Origin of the sequence: Streptomyces globisporus C-1027, from assembly GCF_000261345.2 — a bacterium.
GTDB lineage: Bacteria > Actinomycetota > Actinomycetes > Streptomycetales > Streptomycetaceae > Streptomyces > Streptomyces pakalii.
The window spans coordinates 7,041,980-7,060,602 of record NZ_CP013738.1 but is presented as its reverse complement, the minus strand read 5'-3'; the positions used below and the strand labels follow the sequence as shown (position 1 = coordinate 7,060,602).

The window sequence follows — 18,623 nt, the reverse complement described above, 5'->3', positions numbered from 1 at the left end:
CCTCAGGTCGTGGTGCGTGACGTCGTGATGAAGCGCGTGGTGGGGCGGCGGTCACTCCGTGCCGGGACGCGGGGCCGGTCTGCGCCGCCAGGGGTGCAGAAGGGCGGCGAGGATCTCGCCGGTGCCGGGGAAGGAGGCGGGATCCTGGAGTCCGACGGCGGTGGGTTCGCGGCCGGGGCGCCAGGTGAAGCTGCCGAAGAGGTGGTCCCAGCACGACAGGTCGGAGCCGTAGTGGCCGGCTTCGGACAGATCAATGCTGTGGTGCAGACGGTGCTGCTCGGGGCTGGCCAGCAGATGGTTGAGCGGGCCGATCCGGACGTCGATGTTGGCGTGGACGAAGTAGCCCTGCGCGGCGACGAAGAGTCCGGCCACCAGCACGGCGGGGCGGGAGAAGCCGACGAGGGCCAGGGCCAGTTGGACGAGGCTCTGCGCCAGGACGATGTCCAGCACGTGGTTGACCCCGTTGTTGGCGACGTTGACCTTCTCCGGCACGTGGTGCACCCCGTGCAGGCGCCAGAGCAGGGCGTTGCGATGGCCCAGCCGGTGCACCGCGTAGCTCACCAGCGATCCGGTGAGGAGGGCGCCCGGGATCTCGGCCCAGAGGTGGCGGGCCGGCTCCTCCGGCGCGATCAGGCCGACGGCCAGGGCGACCAGCAGCTGCGCCAGTCCGCTTCCGGCCATGGTGAGCAGGAAGTAGATGCCGTACCAGCGCCATTCGTCCTTTCCGGGGTGCCAGTTCCGGTCGTAAGGAATCAGCCGCTCAAGAAGCGCCAGATAGCCGATCACCCCGATCAGGAAAAGCGGGCTGACCCACGCCGGATCCCATCGCAGAAGCAATGCGAACGCCGCAACGCCCACGACCGCGAGGAGGAGAACGGGGTAGGCGACGGCACGGAGAATACGGGAAGGCGAATTCCTTACCACCCCCTTCTCGGGAACCGAATAGTCGGCCGAATGAATTTCGCCATCGGCGGCGCGCTCGCGCTCGTCCATACGTGACCCCCTACAAGGGAACGCAACCGGAAGAGACCAACTTTTCCGCATCAGCACAGGTCGTACCGGACCTGAGAGTCTCGGTGGGCTCCGGGGCGATCGTCACCCCGCGCTGACGCCTTTCAGACACCCGGCTCCGATGAAATTCGGCCGTGGCGTGAACTGATGCCCCCGACCCCATCAGCCCAGATCATCTATTTCCCGATCCCACGGCTTTAATCACGCCCGACGCGGAGAAATCGACCGGCGCTTTACTGACGGAAGCCGCACGGAAAGCCCTGCGGAAAGGATCGCACAACCGAGCGAGGGCGCGTTTCGGAGAAATTGATTCGTAGGATCATCGCGATGCTGGGGGACGGCGCATTCCGGTGCGCCGGGAGGCGAATTCCCACGCTCGGGCGTGCATCGGTACGGGGAGCTGCGCGCCCGCGCGCAAACGGTGTCGACGCGTGCTCCTCGCCGGCGCGTGCGCGATGGGCGGTCCCCGGCTCCTTTCGCCGGAGGACACCGCCCTGCGATGATCGCGGCGAGATCCGGCAGCCATCAGCGAACCGAGGAGCCTCCTTGTCGTACGACGTCAGCGCGGTGCGCGCACAGTTTCCCGCCCTGCGCTCCGGCACGGCGCACTTCGACGGCCCCGGCGGCACCCAGACGCCCGCCTCCGTCGTCGCAGCGATCGGTGAGGCGATGAGCCGTCCGCTGTCCAACCGGGGCTCCACGCTGCCCGGAGAGGTCAACGCGGACGGAATCGTCCGGGAGTTCCGGCAGGCGATGGCGGATCTGCTGGGCGCGGATCCGGGCGGGATCGTGTTCGGCCGGAGTGCCACCCAGCTCACCTACGACTTCTCGCGCACCCTGGCCCGGACGTGGCAGCCGGGGGACGAGGTGGTGGTCAGCCGGCTGGACCACGATGCCAACATCCGCCCATGGGTGCAGGCGGCCGAGCGGGTCGGGGCGGTGGTGCGGTGGGCCGACTTCGACCCGGCGACCGGCGAACTGCCTCCGGAGGCCGTCGGCGCGCAGCTCACCGGGCGGACCAGGCTGGTCGCGGTGACCGGCGCTTCCAATCTGATCGGCACCCGGCCCGATATCCCGGCCGTCGCCCGATTCGCCCACGGAGCGGGGGCGTTGCTGTACGTGGACGCGGTCCATCTCACGGCGCACCGCGCGGTGGACCTGGAGCGGCTCGGGGCGGACTTCCTCGTCTGTTCCCCGTACAAGTTCTTCGGCCCCCACCACGGGGTGCTGGCCGCCCGGCCGGAACTGCTCGACACCCTCCGCCCGGACAAGCTGGCGCCGTCCACCGACGCCGTGCCCGAGCGCTTCGAACTCGGTACGCTTCCGTACGAGTTGATGGCGGGAACCCGAGCGGCGGTGGACTTCGTCGCGGCGCTGGGGGCCGTAGCGGCCGGTGGGCTCGCAGGGCGTCGTGAGCGGCTGCTGTCGGCGTACGCGGCGATCGAGTCCCACGAGAGGGCGCTGCGGGAGAGCATCGAGAAGGGGGTACGCGATCTGCGCGGGGTGACGGTGCACTCGCGGGCCGCCGAGCGCACCCCCACCCTGCTGCTCACCTTCGAGGGCCGGGACGCGACGGACGCCTACCGTGCCCTCGCCCGCTCCGGGGTGCACGCGCCCGCCGGGTCGTTCTACGCCCTGGAGGCCTCCCGGCACCTGGGGCTCGGCGAGAGCGGCGGCCTGCGGGTGGGGCTGTCCGCTTACAACGACGCGGACGATGTGGAGCGGCTCCTGACGGGGCTGTCGGACTTCCTGGGCTGAGGGCAGGCCGGGCGGACACCCCTAGAGCGTGGCCAGGGTGTCCACCGCGTCGGAAAGACCGGACAGGTGCCGGGCCCCCGGCGGCTGCCGCCCCGCCCAGCCGGGTCCGGCCACACAGACGACAGGACGCCCGCGCGCGCCCCGTACGCCCCACTCGAGCGCGTCCAGCCGGGCCACGAGCTCGGGGCTCGCCGTCCTCCGGGACTGCGCCCAGAGCACCACGGCAGCGGGGCCGGTGCGCCGGACGGCGTCCTCCAGCGCCCCGGCGGGCACGGCGGCGCCGAACATCCGTACCGGCAGGCCCTGCTGGGCGAGGGTCGCGGCGAGCGCCTCCAGGGCGAGCGTATGGGTCTCGCCGGGTACACAGGCCAGCAGGGCGAGGCCCGCGCCGGGGGTGGGCGTCCGCCCGGCCGTGACCCCGCGCAGTGCGCCGGAGACGTGCCACGACAACAGGTGCTCGACCTCGATGTACCGCTCCCCCGCCGTCTCCCACTTCCGGCCCACCGCGTGCAGCACCGGCATCATCACCTCGTCCCAGGCGGCCGGGAGTCCGTAGCGGTCGAGCACCGCCGTGAGCAGCTCGTCCAGGGCCGGCGCGTCCAGCCGGACCGCTGCCCGGGCCAGTCCGCGGCACTCCTGGCGGGCCCGGCCGACCGGAAGCGGCCCGGGAGCCCGGGAAGCGCGCGCCGAGCGGGGCTCGGCCGGGACGCCGGACGCCCCGGCGCCCGGCTCTTCTGCGCGCGACGGTCCCGTGCTCGCCGTTCCCGCGCCGGATGTTCCGGCCAGGACCGTGCGAGCGGCCTCGGCCGGGGGCAGGCCCGCGCTCGTCAGGGCGCACATGTTCCGCAGAGCCGCGATGTCCGCCCCGGTCCAGCGGCGGTGCCGGCCGTCCTGCCGTGCGGCCGGGCCGATGCCGTAGCGGCGGTCCCACGAGCGCAGCGTCGTCGGGGCGACACCCAGGAGGCGGGCCACCGCGCCGGTGGTCAGACCCCCGTCGACCGGGGTTTCCAGGAGCAGGTCACCTGTCGGGTCCATAAATCCACCATACGACGCATAAGCGACGCATGTTGTCCGGTGCGTCCCCGCACGGTTCGCTGAGACACCGGGACAGAGCGTCATGAAAGGCGCCAAGGGACAGGAGACGGACATGAAACTGAGCGACGAGTTGCCCACCGACCACCGGCTGGCGACGGTCTACCGGATCGGCGCGGGGCTCTGCGGAGCGATCCTGATGGTGTTCGGCTCTCTCGGCTTCGCGAATCAGCTGAGCTTCTTCAACACCGATGGCAGCCAGATCGCCGGACTCACGTCCAACGGGCTCCTCAGTCTGATCTCGCTGCTCGTCGGAGCGGTCCTGATCGCCGGGGCGGCGGTGGGCGGCAACGTCGCCTCCACGGTGAACATGACCGTCGGAACGCTCTTCGTGCTCAGCGGCTTCGCTCACCTGTTCATCCTGGACCGGTCCGCCAACATCCTGGACTTCAGCATGGCCAACGTCATCTTCAGCTTCGTGACGGGGCTGCTGATCCTCACGTTCGGGATGTACGGCCGGGTGACCGGCGGCCTGCCGCACGACAACCCGTACTGGCGTCGCCGCCACCCCGAGCAGGCAGCGGCCGAAGCCGCCGCCCGCAGGAGGGCGACGGCCGGCGGCCCGCTGCGGGAAGGATCCGCTCAGACCTTGCGGTAGCGGGCGTTGAACCAGGAGAACACGCCGAAGGCGACCAGTCCGAGGGCGATGAGTACCAGCAGCCACGGGCCGACCGGGGTGTCGGCGAAGGAGCGCAGAGTGTCGTCCATCCCCTTGGACTTGTCGGGCTCGTGCTCGATGGCGGCGGCAATGGCGAACGCGCCCGCCGCGGCGAAGACGCTGCCACGCGCCGCTCCGCCGAACACCCCCGTGAAGTCCACGGCCTGGCGGACCCGGCGGGACATCTGCGACAGCTTCAGGTGCTTGTGGTACTTGCGCATGAGGGCCCGGACCGCGATCCAGAGGCCCGCACCGGCCACCACGGCGCCGCCGATCCCGACGATCCACTGACCGCCCGGCCAGCCGAGGGCCTTCGCGGTGATGTCCTGCGACTGCTGGTCGGAGGAACCGCCGCCGCTGCCGGAGTCCCCGGCGGCGAAGGACAGTACGGAGTAGGCGACGAAGGCGTAGAAGACCGCACGGCCCGCCGCCATGGCCCGCTTGCCCGGCTTGTGCTCGTCGGGTCCGGCGCCGCCGATCAGCGCTTCGGACAGGCGCCACAGCGCCATGCCCGCCACGGCTATGCCCAGCACCCACAGCAGAACCGTCCCGAAGGGCTTCTCGGCTATCTCCGCGACCGCGCCGCCCCGGTCGGCCTGCTTCTTGTCGCCTCCGGGGAACGCGATCCGCAGGGCGAGGAAGCCCACGAGAACGTAGATCACTCCGCGGGCGACGAACCCGGCGCGGCCCGCCGCTTCCATGGCGTTGCTGTTCGCGGCACGCCGTGCCTGGCCATGTCCCTGCGCTGTTACTGAACGGCTATTCATGTCACCCGGTTGCCCCCGTGCGGCGGATCAATGCAGTGAAGGTTCGACACAGTGAAGGTCCTGGATAGACGACGTGACGATCCCGGGCCGATCCGGTGAGATCAGGGAGTCCGTTTCGACGCCGGATTCAACGTCCGTTTCGACGCAGAATCGACGCGTCAGGCGGAGCGGACGGAGGCGCGTCAGCGTGGGGATGACGGAGAAGACCCGTGGGGGGGCTACGACGCACCCCCCTCGATCGCCGGAGGAGACATCATGACGATCACCCGTCTGCAGCGCACCGCGGCGGCCGCCGCGGCCCTCGCCTTTCCCGCCTCTCTGGCGTTCTTCGCCCCGCAGGCACAGGCCGAGGCTCCCGCCGACCCGTACGGCCCCGCCTGCGCCTCCGTACCGAAGGAGGGCGCGGGCAGCCTGGAAGGCATGGCGAAGGACCCGGTCGCCACCGCCGCGTCCAACAACCCCGAACTCTCCACCCTCGTCGACGCGGTGACGAAGGCCGGTCTGGTCGACACCCTCAACAACGCGGAGAACATCACGGTGTTCGCGCCGACCAACGCCGCGTTCGAGAAGATCCCGCAGGCTGATCTGGAGGCCCTCCTCAACGACAAGGCCCAGCTCACCAAGGTGCTGACGTACCACGTGGTGGGCGAGAAGGTCACGACGCAGCAGATGGAGGACGGCACCTTCAAGACGCTGGAGGGCAGCGACCTCACCACGAAGGGCTCGGGCACCGCGTTCACGGTGAACGACTCCTCGAAGATCGTCTGTGGCGGCGTGCCGACGGCCAACGCCACGGTGAACCTCGTCGACACGGTCCTCATGCCGCCGTCCTAGGGACACCGCGTGGCCCCTGAGCGGGGGTTCTATACGCTGAAGGCGTGAGACACGCCGACGACCGACCGACCCGGAGCGGCGCCTCGGATTCCGAGGCGCCGCTCGCAGACCTCCAGGCCTTCGCGGTCGAGCTGCGCCGGATGAACGGCGAGATCAACCGGATGACCCACGGTTTCGCGGTGAACCAGCAACTGCATCCCACGGACGTGAGCGCGCTCGGGGCCATCCTCGACGCCCCGTCTCCCCTGACGCCGGGGGCTCTGCGGGAGCATCTGGGACTCACCTCCGGTGCGGTGACCGCCTGCCTGGACCGGCTGGAGCGGGCCGGGCACATCCGCCGGGCCCGGGAGAGCGCCGACCGCCGCGTGGTGCACGTGTACTACGAGCCGAGCGCCCGGTCCGTCGCCCGCGACTACTTCATGCCGCTCGCCGAGGCCACGGCACGGGCGAGGGCGCGCTTCAGCGAAGGCGAACTGACGACCGCGCTGCGCTTCCTCGCCGCGATGAACGAGGAACTGGCCGAGGTCCCCCCGGCGCGTCACTGAACATCTCCGCCCCTTTTGAGCCACCCTCCTCACGCCACCTTCCACCCCCGTACACACTCCCCGGGGACCCGTCGCGTAATATATTTCAACGATTGAGATTGTTCACCGATGAGACATCTCCACCCCTCGGGAGAGACATGCCCACCCCTGCACGGTCGGTCCGCTGGCTGGTCCCCGTCGTCCTGCTGATCGCCTGGCTCGGCATCGGCGGCGGGCTCGGACCGTACGCCGGAAAGCTCGGCGAGGTCGCCACCAACGACCAGGCCGCTTTCCTGCCCCAGAACGCCGAGTCCACGCAAGTCATCGACGCCCAGAAGGCGTTCCAGCAGAACGAGACCCTGCCGGTCATCCTCGTCTGGACCTCCGCGGAGGAGGACGCCCCCGTGAACGACGAGCAGCGCGAGGCCGCCACCGGCGCCCTCGCCTCGCTCGCCGGGAACGAGGGCATCGTCGGAACCCCTTCCCCCGCGCTGCCCTCGAAGGACGGCCTCGCGCTCCAGGGCATCGTGCAGCTGAGCCCGGACCTCGGGGACGAGCTGCCGACGGTGCTGGAGGAAGTCGACAAGGCCGGAGCGTCGGTGTCCGGTACGACGGTCCAGCTCGCGGGGCCGGCCGCCAGCCAGGCGGATCTGTCCGACGCCTTCGCGGGCATCGACGGGCTGCTGCTCGGGGTCGCCCTGATCACGGTGCTGGTCATCCTGCTGCTGGTCTACCGCAGTGTGCTGCTGCCGTTCGTCATCATCCTCGGCGCGGTCTTCGCCCTCGGTCTGTCCTGTGCGATCGTCTACGTCCTCGCCGACCACGACATCGTGCGGGTGGACGGTCAGGTGCAGGGCATCCTGTCGATCCTGGTGATCGGCGCGGCGACGGACTACGCGCTGCTGCTCACCGCCCGGTTCCGGGAGGAACTCGCCGTCCACGGCGACCGGTTCGCCGCGATGCGCGTCGCGCTGCGCGAGTCCTTCGGTCCGATCACGGCGAGCGCCGCGACCGTCGCGGCCGGTCTGCTCGCGCTGCTGCTGAGCGACCTCACCAACAACCGGGCCCTCGGCCCCGTGGGCGCGATCGGTATCGTCTGCTCGGTCCTGAGCGCGCTCACCTTCCTGCCCGCCGCGCTGGTCCTGCTGGGCCGGGCCGCGTACTGGCCGGCGAAGCCCAGGCCCGCCGACGACAAGGTGTCCGGTGGCCACGGCATCTGGCACAAGGTCGCAGCCCTCGTCGACCGGTCGCCCCGCAGGGTCTGGGCGATCACCCTGGCGGCCCTGATCGCCTGTGCCGCGTTCGCTCCGACGCTCACCTCCAAGGGTGTGCCGCTCGACGAGATCTTCGTCAACGACGCTCCGTCCGTGGCCGCCCAGGAGACGCTGAGCGAGCACTTCCCCGGTGGTTCGGGCAATCCGGCGGTGATCATCGCCGCGGCGGACCGGCTGCCCCAGGTGACCGAGGCCGCCGAGCGCACCGACGGGGTGGACTCGGCCGTGCCGGTGAGCGCGAGCGGGCGGCCGGGCGGCGAACCCCTCGTCGTCGACGGCAAGGTCCGTATCGACGCGACCCTCGACGAGGCGGCGGACAGCGACGGGGCGAAGGAGGCGGTGGCCGCGCTGCGCACCGCGGTCCACGCGGTACCGGGATCGGACGCCCTGGTCGGCGGCTACACCGCGCAGCAGTACGACACCCAGCGCACGGCCGAGGACGACCGCATGCTGATCGTGCCGGTGGTGCTGGCGATCATTCTGGTGATCCTGGTCTTCCTGCTGCGGTCGCTGCTGATGCCGGTGCTGCTCGTGGCGACCGTGGCGCTGAACTTCCTGGCCACGCTGGGCATTTCCTCGCTGGTCTTCACCCACGTGTTCGGCTTCAGCGGCACGGATTCATCGGTTCCGCTGTACGGGTTCGTCTTCCTGGTCGCGCTGGGCGTCGACTACAACATCTTCCTGATGTCCCGGGTCCGGGAGGAGTCGCTGCGCCACGGCACGCGGGAGGGCATCCTGCGCGGGCTGACCACGACCGGCGGGGTCATCACCTCGGCGGGCGTCGTCCTGGCGGCCACCTTCGCGGCGCTGGGCGTGATCCCGCTGGCGTTCCTGGTCCAGATCGCGTTCATCGTGGCCTTCGGTGTCCTGCTGGACACGCTGGTCGTCCGGTCACTCCTGGTTCCGGCGCTGGTCCGGGACATCGGGCCGAAGGCGTGGTGGCCGGGGGCGCTGAGCCGCGAGAGGTCCTGAGCGAAGGCCTCAAGGCCGCCGCAGCGCGTCCCCGGGCGCCCAGCCCGGGTCCCGGTAGGCGGCGAGCGCCCAGATCACGAAGATGTCCAGGGCGATGACGATCACCGACCAGAGGGGCGCGTACGGCAGGAAGAGGAAGTGCGCGAAGAGGTTCAGGGAGGCGAAGACGATGCCGGTCACCCGGGCCCATCGCGCCCCCTTGAGCAGCCCCGCCCCGGTGACGGCGACGCAGACGCCGAGCACCAGGTGGATCCAGCCCCAGCCGGTGAGGCTGATGCGGTAGACGTATGCGCCGACATCGCCGTACACGTCCCCGTCGGCCAGGGCCGCGATGCCCTCCAGGGCGGCGACGACGCCCTGGCAGAGCATCAGCACCCCGGCGAAGAGCACGCCGCCGGTCACCCAGAGGCTGTCCGGGTCGGGCGCGGGAGCGCGCCCGGCCGGACCGTCGCCGCGCTGCCACGGCGTATCGCCCTGACCGGGACCCGGGCGGGGCCCCTGCCCGGCGGCGGACGGATCAGCCCCTGGGGAGGAGTCAGCAGCGCCGGACGGATCGGCGACTCCGGAGGGGCCGGCAGCGCGGGAGGGATCGGCCGCCGACGACGGATCGGCGGCGCGGGACGGGTCCTCGCTCATCCGGACGCCTCCTCCTTCTGCGCCGCCTGTCCCTTCGCCCGCCGGCCCACCACCGCGGCGGCCGCGAAGGCGCTGCCCGCGAAGGCCAGAGCGACCATCCAGGGCCGGTCGAAGACATGGCAGGTGACATGGTCCACGGAGTAGCGCCCGGGGCCTGCCAGACCGATGGCCGCAGCGGTGAAGCCGAGGAACGCCGGGTACTCGTAGCCGCCGCCCTGGGCGAAGAAGCCCGCGGGGGCGTGGACGGCCACCGCACCGGCCATCGCCCCTGCCGCCGCCGCGCCCGCCGCCGGAGTGGCGAGCCCCAGCGCCAGCAGCGCACCGCCGCCCGCCTCGCCGAGTCCGGCGGCCACGGCGCTGTGCTTGGGCGGATGGAACCCCATCGCCTCCATCGCCGCCGTGGTGCCCTGGATGCCACCGCCGCCGAACCATCCGGCCAGCTTCTGGCTGCCGTGGGCGACGAGCACCGCGCCGGTGCCGACGCGCAGGGCGAGCAGACCGAGATCACGCCGGTTGAAGCAGACCATGAGGACTCCCGGGGCGAGGGGTTGGCGAGGATTCCGGATACGGATCCCACTCTCGTCGGCGGGTGGCCGGCGGGCGCGGCCGATTACGCCGTACGGGGAACGGGCCGGACGCCGCACGGCCCGTCGTGCGACACAGATCATTGTGCAACTTGTTGCATAAGCGGTTCGGGGTGGTCTACAACTGACGCGACGACCCCTGCGGAGGAGATCCCGGATGAGCCCCTACCCGACCCTGCTGAGCCCGCTGGACCTCGGGTTCACCACCCTGCCCAACCGGGTGCTCATGGGATCGATGCACATCGGTCTGGAGGAGGCCGAGCGCGGTTTCGAGCGCATGGCCGCCTTCTACGCCGAGCGCGCCCGGGGCGGCGTCGGCCTGATGGTCACCGGCGGCATCGCCCCCAGCGAGCGGGCCTGCTCCTTCCCCGGCGGGGCCAAGATGACGACCGAGGCGGAGGCGGAACAGCACCGGGAGATCACCTCGGCGGTGCACGCGGCGGGCGGCCGGATCGCGATGCAGATCCTGCACTTCGGCCGGTACGCGCACCACCCGGATCTGGTGGCCCCGAGTGCGATCCAGGCCCCGATCAGCGGGTTCGTCCCGAACGCGCTCACCGACGAGCAGCTCGAGGAGACCATCGAGGAGTTCGTCAGGGCGGCGGAGCTGGCGCGGTTCGCCGGGTACGACGGCGTCGAGATCATGGGCTCCGAGGGCTATCTGATCAACGAGTTCATCGTCTCGGCGACCAACCACCGCACCGACCGCTGGGGCGGCAGTTACGAGAACCGCATCCGGCTCCCCATCGAGATCGTGCGCCGGGTCCGGGAGCGGGTCGGCGACGACTTCATCCTGATCTACCGGCTCTCCATGCTGGACCTGGTGCCGGGCGGCTCGACGCTGGACGAGGTCGTGACGCTCGCGCGGGAGATCGAGGCGGCGGGCGCGACGATCATCAACACCGGCATCGGCTGGCACGAGGCGCGGATCCCCACGATCGCCACCTCCGTGCCGCGCGGCGCGTTCAGCTGGGTGACCGAGAAGGTGCGCGGCGCGGTCTCCGTACCGCTGGTGACGAGCAACCGCATCAACACCCCCGAGGTCGCCGAGGAGATCCTCGCCTCCGGCCGGGCGGACATGGTCTCGATGGCCCGGCCGTTCCTGGCCGACCCGGAGTTCGTCGCGAAGGCGGCGGCGGGCCGGGCGGACGCGATCAACACGTGCATCGGCTGCAACCAGGCCTGCCTGGACCACATCTTCAGTCTCAAGATCACCTCCTGCCTGGTCAATCCGCGCGCCTGCCACGAGACCGAGCTGGTGCTCAGCCCGACCCGGACCCGTAAGCGCGTCGCCGTGGTCGGGGCGGGTCCGGCGGGCCTCGCGTGCTCGGTGACGGCGGCCGAGCGGGGCCACGCGGTGACCCTGTTCGACACGGCGGACGAGATCGGCGGGCAGCTGAACGTGGCCCGTCGGGTCCCGGGCAAGGAGGAGTTCGACGAGACGCTGCGCTACTTCCGTACGCGGCTGGCGGAGCTGGACGTCGAGGTGCGGCTCTCCACCCGTGCCGACACCGGCACCCTGGACGGTTTCGACGAGATCGTGCTGGCCACCGGCGTCGAGCCGCGTACGCCCGCGATCCCCGGCACGGACCACCCGAACGTCTTGAGCTACCTGGACGTGCTGCGCGACGGGGCGCCGGTGGGCGACCGGGTCGCGATCGTCGGCGCGGGCGGCATCGGCTTCGACGTCGCGGAGTTCCTGACCGACGGCGGCGACGCGGCGAGCCTGGACGCGGACACGTTCTTCCGGCAGTGGGGCGTGGACACGGCGTACGAGGACCGGGGCGGGCTGCGCGCCCCCGAGCGCCCCAAGTCGCCGCGCACGGTCCACCTGGTCCAGCGCAGGACGACCAAGGTCGGCGCGGGGCTCGGCAAGACGACCGGCTGGATCCACCGCACCGAACTGCGCCACCGGGGCGTCGAGATGATCGCCGGAGCCTCCTACGATCTCATCGACGACGAGGGCCTGCACCTCACCGTCGACGGTGAGCGGCGGGTGCTGCCGGTCGACACGGTCGTGCTGTGCGCGGGCCAGGAGCCGCGCCGCGAGCTGTACGAGGAGCTGAGCGCGGGCGCTGTCCCGGTGCATCTGATCGGCGGCGCGGACGTGGCGGCCGAGCTGGACGCGAAGCGGGCCATCCGCCAGGGCACGGAGCTGGCCGCCGCGCTCTGAACCCGCCCCGCCCGGGGGCCCGTACCACCGCGCACCCCCGTCCTTAGGATGCAGGTCATGTCACTGCCGCACGCGATTCTCACCGCCCTGCTGGAGAAGCCGTCCTCGGGTCTGGAACTGACCCGCAGGTTCGACCGGTCGATCGGCTACTTCTGGTCGTCGACCCACCAGCAGATCTATCGCGAGCTGGGCAAACTGGAGCAGGCCGGACGGATCAGGGCGCTGCCCACGGCGGCGCCGGCCCGGGGGCAGAAGAAGGAGTACGAGGTGCTGCCCGCGGGCCGCGAGGAACTGGCGGCCTGGGTGGCGGTCCCCGAGGACCCCCGGCCGGTCCGCGATCCGCTGCTGCTGCGGATGCGGGCGGCCGCAGTCGTCGGGGCGCACGGCATGGGCCCGGAGCTGCGCCGCCACCTCGCGCTCCACGAGCGGCAGTTGGCGGAGTACCAGGAGATCGAGGAGCGGGACTTCACCCCGCCGCCGACGACCGACGAGGGGCGGCTGCGGCATCTGGTGCTGAGGGGCGGCATCGACCTGGAGACGTTCTGGATCGGCTGGCTGACCCGGGCGATCGCGGACCTGGACACCGCCTGACCGCACGGACCGCTTACGGGTGCGGCGCGCCGCGTCACGCGTGCGGCGCGGTGGTACGGGTGCGGCCCCGGCGTTCCCGCTGCGGCCCGGACGTCCCGCGTGAGGACTCGGCGTTACGGGTGCGGTAGGCCGCCCGCCCGTACGGCCACAGGTTCCGGGACGGCCGCGGGACGAGGGCTGCCGATGACGACCCGCGAGGGCACCGGATCCACGGGCGCGGGCCCCTCGGGCACCTCGCCCGGGTCCGCGTTCCTCGCCTGGGCCCGGCTGAGGAGGAACACCCCGCGCACGGCCGCCGCCGTACCGAGAAGAGCGAGCACCAGGCTGACCGGCCCGCCCTGGAGCCGCTCACCGAGCAGGGCCAGGCCGATCGCGGCGGCGGCGACCGGGTTCGCGAGGGTGACCACGGCGAGCGGCGCGCCGAGCCCGCCCCGGTAGGCGGTCTGGGACAGCAGCAGGCCGCCCATCGCGAAGGCGGAGACGAGCAGCGCCACCGTCAGCAGCCGCCAGCTGAACAGCGGGCCGCCGGGGTGGTCGGTGACGGCGACCGTGAGGGTCTGGGTGAGCGCGGAGGCGACCCCGGAGGTGATCCCGGACGCCGCCGCGTGCCGCAGGCCCGGCCGGGCCCCGGGCCGGCTGAGCCCGGCGACGACCGCCATGGTGGCCGCCCCCACGCCGAGGGCCTCGGGAAGGGTGAGGGTGTCGTGCGGCGCGGAGCCGCCCGCGGTCAGCAGCAGCGCGCCGAGGCCGAGCAGGGTCAGTGCGGTGCCCCGCCACTCGGTACGGCCGACCCGGCGTCCGGCGGCGCGCGCCCCGAGCGGGACGGCGCCGACGAGGGTGAGCGCCCCGAGGGGCTGGACCAGGGTGAGCGGGCCGTAGTTGAGCGCGGCGACGTGCAGCAGCGCGCCCGCCGCGTTGAGGCCGACCGCCGACCACCAGGCGCCCCGGCCCAGCATCCGCAGGACTCCGGTACCGGGTTCGGTACGCCCGGCGAGCCGGGACTGGGCGACGGCGGCGGCCGCGTAGGCGCCGGCGGAGACGAGGGAGAGCGCGACGGCGAGCAGGGTGGCGTTCATCGGGCGCCACCCGCGTACGTCCCGGAGGCCACAGGCGCCTCGGAGATCGCAGGCCGCCCGCCGCCCTCGTACCTACCGGAGCCCCCACCCGCGTACACGGGCACCGGAGCCCCCGCGCCGCTCCCCCACACGCCCGGCCCCGGCAGCCGCGCCGGGACCGTCCGGGCGGACAGCGGCGGCCGGAACGCGGCGAGGGCGACGGCGAGCAGCGCCACGACGACGATCGCGTCGAGCCAGTAGTGGTTCGCCGTGCCCACCACGACGACCAGGGTGATCGCCGGGTGCAGCAGCCACAGCAGGCGCCAGCGGGAGCGGGTGGCGGCGATCAGCCCGAGGGCGACCATCACGGCCCAGCCGACGTGCAGCGAGGGCATCGCGGCGAACTGGTTGGCCATCGTGTCGGTCGCGGGCGTCTGCCCGTACACCGTCGGCCCGTAGACCTGACCGGTGTCGACCAGACCGGCGGCCGGGAGCATCCGGGGCGGGGCCAGCGGGAACAGCAGATGCAGCACCAGAGCGGCGCCGGTGAGCGCGGCGAGTACGCGGCGCGACCGGACGTAGTGGGCGGGACGGCGCCAGTAGAGCCAGATCAGGAAGACGGCCGTGGCCGGGAAGTGCACGACGGCGTAGTAGGTGTTCGCCGCGTGGATCAGGGGCTGACTGTGCAGCAGCAACCCCTGGACCGCGCCCTCGCCGGGAAGGTGCAGGGCGCGTTCGAGGTCCCAGGCGCTCCCCGCGTTGCGGAACGCCTCCTCGACATGGCCGTTGGCGGCCCGGCGGCCGAACTTGTAGGCCAGAAAGAGTCCGGCCACGAGAAGGAACTCGCGGACGAGGGGCGGTCGGGCACGTATGTCCGGCTCCTGGTCCGCGGGCTCGGTGCGGGCGAGTCTCACCCGTGCCCCCTTGGATGCGAAGCGGTAGCGGACGGCCCGGTTCTATCGATCCACGCCGTATCGATACGCCAGTGTACCGATACGTCGGCGTATCGGTACACGCGCGTATCGGTACACTGGCGTATCGAGAACCTCACCGCACCGCCGCTGGAGGTACAGCCCATGCCGTCGCCCGATTCCGTACCGGAGTCAGCCCTCTCGTCCCCCCGGTCGAAGATCACACCGGAGCGGGCGCAGGAGCTGTACGCGGCGGTGCTGGAGCTGCTGCGGGAGAGCGGTTACGAGTCGCTGACGATGGAGGGCGTCGCCTCCCGCACCCGGTGCGGGAAGTCGACGCTCTACCGGCAGTGGGGCTCCAAGCCGGAGCTGGTGGTGGCCGCACTGCACGGCACCCGGCGGATGCGGCTCCCGAAGATCGACACCGGGACGCTGGCGGGGGATCTGCTGGAGGCCGCGCGGACGATCGGCGAGGCCTCGGGGAGCGACACCCCGCTGATGCACGCCCTCAGTCATGCCGCGCTGCAGAGCCCGGAGCTGCTGTGCGCCCTGCGTGAGGCACTGATCCTGCCGGAGGTCGCGGCGATCGACGCGATGGTCCGGCGGGGCCAGGAGCGCGGCGAGATCGCGGCCGACCTCCCGGCGGCCGAGTTCGTGGCGGCCCAGCTGCTCGGCGTGCTGCGCGCCCGGCCGTTGCTGGAGGGGCGTTACGCGGACGCCGCGTATCTGACGCGGTTCGTGGAGCTGGCGATCCTCCCGGGCCTCGGGCTCACGGCGGGGGCGCCGGAGTCCTGACAGACGCGGACCGCCCGTCCCGGCGGATGGGGACGGTCCACCCGCGCCGCACCGTGGGGACGGGGGCGGCGCACCGCCCGGGCGGCCGGTGACCTCCTCAGAGGTCACCGGCCGCCCGGGTATCCGCACCCGCGCCTCCCTCTACCGTACCTAACAAGCGCTTGGTAGATTCCGGTGCAGGAGGCCGGCCATGGACGACCAGTCCCACGCGATGGACTTCACCGGACGGGCCGCGCTCGTCACCGGCGGCACCAGGGGCCTGGGCGCCGCGATCGCGAGGGCCTTCCTGGCGAGCGGCGCGGACGTCCTGGTCTGCGGACGCTCGACTCCGGCCGTCCTGCCGTCGGCGGGCGGGCGCGAGGCGGCGTTCCAGGTGGCGGACCTGCGGGATCCGATGGCGGCGGCGGATGTCGTCGCCGCTACCGCCGAGCGGTTCGGGCGGCTCGACGTCCTGGTGAACAACGCCGGCGGCTCCCCGGACGCCGACGCGGCGACGGTCTCGCCGCGCTTCGTGGAGAAGGTGGTAGCGCTCAACCTCCTCGCCCCCTTCTACACGGCCCAGGCGGCGAACCTGGTGATGCGGGAGCAGCCGGGCGGCGGAAGCGTGATCAATATCGGCAGCGTCTCCGCCCATGCCCCGCAGCCGGGCACCGCCGCCTACTCCGCCGCCAAGGCGGGCCTGCTCGGGCTGACCCGGGCGCTGGCCCTCGAATGGGCACCACGGGTGAGGGTCAACCACATCACGGCGGGCCTCATCCGGACCGAGAACGCCGCCGCGCTGTACGGGGAGGACGGCGGGGACGCGGTGGCGGGCGTCGTTCCGATGGGGCGACTGGCGGAGCCGGACGATGTGGCACGGGCCTGCCTCTGGCTGGCCTGCGACCTCTCCTCGTACGTCAACGGCGCCGACCTCGCCGTGCACGGGGGCGGCGAGATCCCGGCCAGGTACACGGTCGGCCGCCATCCCGGACCCCCTTAATAGTCACCTTGACTCTAATAACATCCACCCCTTATCGTCGCTATGACGACATCAAGGGGGTTCTCATCATGGCCGACATCACCCGGCGCTTCGGCTGGCGCCACCTGCGCTCCGCGCCCACCGCTCACATCCGCCACCACAAGCGCGGCAAGCTCGCCCACGACGGGCAGGGGCTCAGCTTCTGGTACCGGTCGCTGTCGGCGGCCCTCTCCGAGGTGCCGGTGGACGACCGGGAGCTGGCGATGGCGTTCCACGCCCGAACGGCCGACTTCCAGGACGTCACCGTGCAGGCCACCGTCACCTACCGGATCAGCGACCCGGCCGAGGCGGCGAACCGGCTCGACTTCTCCGTCGACCCGGACACCGGCAGCTGGCGCGGCGCACCGCTGGAGCAGATCGCCACCCTCCTCACCGAGACAGCGCAGCAGCACACGCTGGACGTCCTGGCCCGCACGCCGCTGGCCGCCGCCCTCGTCGACGGCGTCGCCTCCGTACGCGAACGGGTCGCCACCGGCCTCGCCGCCGAACCCCGGCTCCCGGCCACCGGCATCGACGTGGTGGCCGTGCGCGTCGTCGCGATCCGCCCCGAGGCCGAGGTCGAGCGCGCCCTGCGCACCCCGGCCCGCGAGCAGATCCAGCAGGAGGCGGACCGGGCCACCTACGAGCGGCGGGCCGTGGCGGTCGAGCGCGAACGCGCCATCGCCGAGAACGAGTTGGCCAGCCAGATCGAACTGGCCCGGCGAGAGGAGCAGTTGGTCGAGCAGCGCGGCACGAACGCCCGCCGCGAGGCTGAGGAGAAGGCCGCCGCCGACGGCGTACGGACCGAGGCGGAGGCCACCCGCAAGGTGCGGCTGGCCCGGGCGGAGGCCGAGGCGGCCCGGGAGACGGGCGGGGCCCGGGCCGAGGCGCAGGCCGCGTGGCTGCGGGTGCACGGCGAGGTCGATCCGGCCACGCTGCACGCCCTGGCGGCGACCCGGCTCGCGGAGAACCTGCCGCGCATCGAGAGCCTCACTCTCTCCCCCGACGTCCTCACCGGGCTGCTCGCCAAGCTCGGCCGTCCGGAAGGCGGGGCGGGAGCGTGAGCCTGGCGCCCCGGGCGGTGCTCGTCCACCGGCGGACGGAGTACGAGGAGCTGCTCGCCCGGCACGGGACCCACGGGCAGGCCGCGTTCTTCCTGTCCAGCCGGGGCCGCTCGATCGACGAGGTGGCCCGCCGCCACGAGGACACCCGGCAGGCGCTGCGCGAGGTGGCGGCGGCGGTGCCGCTCACCTGGCGTTCCACCCGGGTGGAACGGGCGGACCTGGACCGCTTCCTGTTCGCGCCGGAGGACGTGGTGGTCGTGGTCGGCCAGGACGGTCTGGTCGCCAACACCGCGAAGTACCTGGCCGGACAGCCGGTGGTGGGCATCGACACCGCCCCGGGGCGCAACCCAGGCGTCCTGGTACGCCACCGGCACGCCGACGCGGCGGCCCTGCTGCGCGCCGCGACGGCGACCGGCGGGGAGGCCGAGGAGCTGACCATGGTCGAGGCCGTCGCCGACGACACGCAGCGCCTCATCGCCCTCAACGAGATCTACCTCGGGCCACCCGGACACCAGACGGCCCGCTACCGGCTGGGCGACGACGGCGAGAACGCCCCCGGCGAGGCCCAGGCGTCCTCCGGGGTGCTGGTCGGCACCGGCACGGGCGCGACCGGCTGGCTCCGCTCGCTGTGGCTGGAGCGCGGCAGCGCGCTGCCGCTGCCCGCGCCGTGCGACGCGCGCCTCCTGTGGTTCGTACGCGAGGCCTGGCCGTCGCCGGCGACCGGCACGTCGAGGGTGGCGGGCGAACTGGCGCGCGGGCAGGCGCTGCGGCTGACCGTCGAGTCGGACCGGATCGTGGTCTTCGGCGACGGGATGGAGTCCGACGCGCTGGAGCTGACCTGGGGTCAGAGCGTCCGGCTCGGTATCGCGGAGAGATCGCTGCGCCTGGTGATCTGAGCGTGCCCGGCTCCGCGGTTTCGCTACGGTG

Annotated in this window: 18 protein-coding genes; 11 read left to right on the top strand and 7 right to left on the bottom strand. The window is 72.4% G+C overall.

All coding sequences use genetic code 11. The features are described from left to right. Window positions 1-51: 51 nt before the first annotated feature. Window positions 52-993 (bottom strand): sterol desaturase family protein, encoded by a 942-nt coding sequence (locus WQO_RS31185; protein WP_029182765.1) that lies wholly within the window; start codon window positions 991-993, stop codon window positions 52-54. Between the two features lie 564 nt (window positions 994-1,557). Here WQO_RS31185 and WQO_RS31180 point away from each other — a divergent pair. Then, complete coding sequence (locus tag WQO_RS31180) at window positions 1,558-2,769, top strand: cysteine desulfurase-like protein (RefSeq protein WP_010064660.1); 1,212 nt, start codon at window positions 1,558-1,560, stop codon at window positions 2,767-2,769. A 21-nt stretch (window positions 2,770-2,790) separates the two neighbouring features. Here WQO_RS31180 and WQO_RS31175 read toward each other — a convergent pair whose 3' ends face one another. Next, window positions 2,791-3,804, bottom strand: a complete 1,014-nt coding sequence (locus WQO_RS31175) for a MerR family transcriptional regulator (protein ID WP_010064661.1) — start codon at window positions 3,802-3,804, stop codon at window positions 2,791-2,793. 112 nt (window positions 3,805-3,916) lie between these two features. Between WQO_RS31175 and WQO_RS31170 the strand changes: the two genes are divergently transcribed. After that, window positions 3,917-4,459, top strand: coding sequence for a DUF4383 domain-containing protein (locus WQO_RS31170; protein WP_010064662.1), 543 nt, complete (start codon window positions 3,917-3,919; stop codon window positions 4,457-4,459). Here WQO_RS31170 and WQO_RS31165 read toward each other — a convergent pair. Continuing rightward, on the bottom strand, window positions 4,444-5,220 hold the full coding sequence (locus WQO_RS31165; protein WP_010064663.1) for a DUF1206 domain-containing protein: 777 nt from the start codon (window positions 5,218-5,220) through the stop codon (window positions 4,444-4,446). The genes WQO_RS31170 and WQO_RS31165 overlap by 16 nt on opposite strands. A 321-nt stretch (window positions 5,221-5,541) precedes the next feature. Here WQO_RS31165 and WQO_RS31160 point away from each other — a divergent pair, with 321 nt between their 5' ends. The 3 genes from WQO_RS31160 (at window position 5,542) to WQO_RS31150 (ending at window position 8,890) form a co-directional block, all read left to right on the top strand. After that, the gene (locus tag WQO_RS31160; protein WP_010064664.1) at window positions 5,542-6,120 is read left to right on the top strand and encodes a fasciclin domain-containing protein; all 579 of its coding nucleotides are present in this window, start codon (window positions 5,542-5,544) and stop codon (window positions 6,118-6,120) included. A gap of 44 nt (window positions 6,121-6,164) precedes the next feature. Next, complete coding sequence (locus WQO_RS31155) at window positions 6,165-6,665, top strand: MarR family winged helix-turn-helix transcriptional regulator (RefSeq protein ID WP_010064665.1); 501 nt, start codon at window positions 6,165-6,167, stop codon at window positions 6,663-6,665. A 137-nt stretch (window positions 6,666-6,802) separates the two neighbouring features. Further along, window positions 6,803-8,890 (top strand): MMPL family transporter, encoded by a 2,088-nt coding sequence (locus WQO_RS31150; protein WP_010064667.1) that lies wholly within the window; start codon window positions 6,803-6,805, stop codon window positions 8,888-8,890. Window positions 8,891-8,899: 9 nt separating this feature from the next. Here WQO_RS31150 and WQO_RS37295 read toward each other — a convergent pair whose 3' ends face one another. Next, entirely contained in the window at window positions 8,900-9,526 is a 627-nt protein-coding gene (locus tag WQO_RS37295; RefSeq protein WP_193407247.1) for a DUF7144 family membrane protein, read from the bottom strand. Further along, the gene (locus WQO_RS31140) at window positions 9,523-10,053 is read right to left on the bottom strand and encodes a DoxX family protein (RefSeq protein WP_010064669.1); all 531 of its coding nucleotides are present in this window, start codon (window positions 10,051-10,053) and stop codon (window positions 9,523-9,525) included. The genes WQO_RS37295 and WQO_RS31140 overlap by 4 nt, the downstream gene beginning before the upstream one ends. A 214-nt stretch (window positions 10,054-10,267) precedes the next feature. Here WQO_RS31140 and WQO_RS31135 point away from each other — a divergent pair, with 214 nt between their 5' ends. Next, window positions 10,268-12,283, top strand: a complete 2,016-nt coding sequence (locus WQO_RS31135) for an NADPH-dependent 2,4-dienoyl-CoA reductase (protein ID WP_010064670.1) — start codon at window positions 10,268-10,270, stop codon at window positions 12,281-12,283. 57 nt (window positions 12,284-12,340) lie between these two features. Further along, the gene (locus WQO_RS31130; protein ID WP_010064671.1) at window positions 12,341-12,874 is read left to right on the top strand and encodes a PadR family transcriptional regulator; all 534 of its coding nucleotides are present in this window, start codon (window positions 12,341-12,343) and stop codon (window positions 12,872-12,874) included. A 113-nt stretch (window positions 12,875-12,987) separates the two neighbouring features. Here the strand turns inward: WQO_RS31130 and WQO_RS31125 are convergent, their stop codons facing one another. Both WQO_RS31125 and WQO_RS31120 read right to left on the bottom strand, forming a co-directional pair. Further along, window positions 12,988-13,950, bottom strand: a complete 963-nt coding sequence (locus WQO_RS31125) for a DMT family protein (RefSeq protein WP_010064672.1) — start codon at window positions 13,948-13,950, stop codon at window positions 12,988-12,990. After that, complete coding sequence (locus WQO_RS31120; protein ID WP_010064673.1) at window positions 13,947-14,843, bottom strand: phosphatase PAP2 family protein; 897 nt, start codon at window positions 14,841-14,843, stop codon at window positions 13,947-13,949. Before WQO_RS31120 ends, WQO_RS31125 begins: the two co-directional genes overlap by 4 nt. A 162-nt stretch (window positions 14,844-15,005) precedes the next feature. Between WQO_RS31120 and WQO_RS31115 the strand changes: the two genes are divergently transcribed. The 4 genes from WQO_RS31115 (at window position 15,006) to WQO_RS31100 (ending at window position 18,592) form a co-directional block, all read left to right on the top strand. Next, a complete protein-coding gene (locus WQO_RS31115; protein ID WP_010064675.1) occupies window positions 15,006-15,635 on the top strand; it encodes a TetR/AcrR family transcriptional regulator in 630 nt (209 codons plus the stop codon). A 190-nt stretch (window positions 15,636-15,825) separates the two neighbouring features. Beyond that, window positions 15,826-16,614, top strand: a complete 789-nt coding sequence (locus WQO_RS31110; protein ID WP_010064676.1) for an SDR family oxidoreductase — start codon at window positions 15,826-15,828, stop codon at window positions 16,612-16,614. A gap of 68 nt (window positions 16,615-16,682) precedes the next feature. Continuing rightward, on the top strand, window positions 16,683-17,696 hold the full coding sequence (locus WQO_RS31105) for an SPFH domain-containing protein (RefSeq protein ID WP_010064677.1): 1,014 nt from the start codon (window positions 16,683-16,685) through the stop codon (window positions 17,694-17,696). Further along, window positions 17,693-18,592 carry an NAD(+)/NADH kinase gene (locus WQO_RS31100; protein ID WP_010064678.1) on the top strand — a complete coding sequence of 300 codons (900 nt, stop codon included), beginning with the start codon at window positions 17,693-17,695 and terminating at the stop codon, window positions 18,590-18,592. Before WQO_RS31105 ends, WQO_RS31100 begins: the two co-directional genes overlap by 4 nt. The last annotated feature ends 31 nt before the right edge of the window (window positions 18,593-18,623 follow it).